Origin of the sequence: Legionella drancourtii LLAP12 (genome assembly GCF_000162755.2) — a bacterium.
GTDB lineage: Bacteria > Pseudomonadota > Gammaproteobacteria > Legionellales > Legionellaceae > Legionella > Legionella drancourtii.
Genome location: NZ_JH413801.1, coordinates 105,195 through 106,940, shown reverse-complemented (window position 1 = coordinate 106,940; position 1,746 = coordinate 105,195). Strand labels below are relative to the sequence as shown.

Genomic DNA, 1,746 nt, shown 5'->3' with positions numbered 1-1,746 from the left:
CCTGCTAGTGCATAGCTATTAGCAATAGCATTAACGTTTGCACCGAGCTGCCGCATCCACTCTACTTTATTGTTTTTTCCTTCTCTAGATAATTGAGCTCCAGCAGTAACAAAAAAACCATCTTTTATAGCTATCGCATCAATATGAAGCTTTTTTAACTTTCTTTTTAATTCTTCAAAATTATTAGACTCTATTGCTATTTTATAAACTTCATCAAACATAAATGCCTTAAAATAAACGATATGTTCTTTATTTTATCATTAAATCATCTAAAATGCTATTACTTGCAATGAATCTGATTCATATAATTCAGGAATTGGAAATCTCTTGGTAACGGATAATTTAATTTTTGTTTCTGATAAGACACAAACTAAAGCTTATGATAAATTTAACAAACATGAAGAAAAGTGGGTCACAAATAGAGGTGGGAAATTATCTCTAATTATGCATCACTTAAATCCCTTGTTTATCGCCACTTTATCTACTTCATCCACTTGCTTTTTTGCTTCCATCACACGGTCGAAACTCTGTGTCAGATCTGATTTGAAGAATAAAAAATTACCACCTCCTGCCTTGCGGTGAACAGCATATGCTAAACCCAGTCCAAGTGTGCTGATAATTATTCCCACGGTTGCAAGCAGTTGCGACCACTCCCAATGCTTATCAAGGGTTGGTTTTGCGTTAGCAATTTCCTGATTGCATGCACGCTCAAATGTTTTAAAATCCTCTGAGGATGGATGGGAAATCTTAAAATATTGTTTGGCGGCTTTATGGAGGCCCTCGCACAATTCTTTTCCTTTATCCGCAGCCTGCTTATACCCCCTCTTTTCAAGCTTTGTTGCTTCTTCTTCCATAGTTATTAAACATGCATAAAAATGATCTTGTGCCTCCTCGTATTCAAATCCGGTTCCATATCTTTTTATATCCGCATGAGCACGCTTCATTATCACCGCGGTAGGAACCCATCTTTTGCTATAGTTCGTGTAACTCATAGTATGGTAATACACGTTACCGCGATTTGCCTCCGCCATAAAGTTGCTTGCAAGGTTGCTTTTTTTGTGTTCACGCATCATGTTTTCTGCCACCAAATTGACATAACCTCGATGCTCACACAGACGCCATTGAGCATTTTTATCAGTGGCAACCCATAAAAAAAGATACGGCTTGTCCGCATTCGGTTTTAAATGATCTTCACCGTATTGAACCGGAAATCGCCCATCACAACCAAACATAATATCCGATTTATCGCCACCACCAGGCATTATAAAAATAAACTCCCATGGACACTCTTTAGGAGGCATCTCCTTTAACGCATCAAAAAACTTCTTTTGAAAATCGTCAAATGAACCTGCTGCAGGAAAGCGAGTTGGAAACCCAATAATATCCTTCCATTGACGTTCAGAACTAGAACTACTACTCGACATACTGTACTACCTTAATTAATTTGCCAATGTTTAAATTATACACAAAAAACAATAAATATCTCCATTTTTAGTCACTATTACATCGGTCGATATTCGCGGCATTAGAGGATAGAACCATTTATGAAACCAATATTGATGAAAACAAATTGAGGTTGTAACGTTAAGGGTATCCTTGAGAGGTAAGAAAAATATTGTCTCTTAAATAGAATATCTTTCTCTTAATATGCTAGTCTGGAGTACGAAAGAAACTTAAATTAGTTTAAGGGCTGTTGACATTTCTACTATCTTGGCCAGAATGAGTCGATTTTCTGTGCTCCGATGC

2 protein-coding genes are annotated in these 1,746 nt (G+C 36.9%); both read right to left on the bottom strand.

What is annotated here, in order from left to right; all coding sequences use genetic code 11:
- Positions 1-221, bottom strand: a 221-nt coding sequence (locus LDG_RS19495; protein ID WP_040534265.1) for a hypothetical protein, incomplete at its 3' end; no start/stop codon positions are given.
- A gap of 228 nt (positions 222-449) precedes the next feature.
- Entirely contained in the window at positions 450-1,424 is a 975-nt protein-coding gene (locus tag LDG_RS02955; protein WP_006869640.1) for a hypothetical protein, read from the bottom strand.
- Positions 1,425-1,746: the final 322 nt, after the last annotated feature.

Coding starts and splice junctions, on each gene's coding strand:
- LDG_RS02955 (WP_006869640.1), bottom strand. CDS start 1,424: ATGTCGAGTAGTAGTTCTAGTTCTGAACGTCAATGGAAGGATATTATT.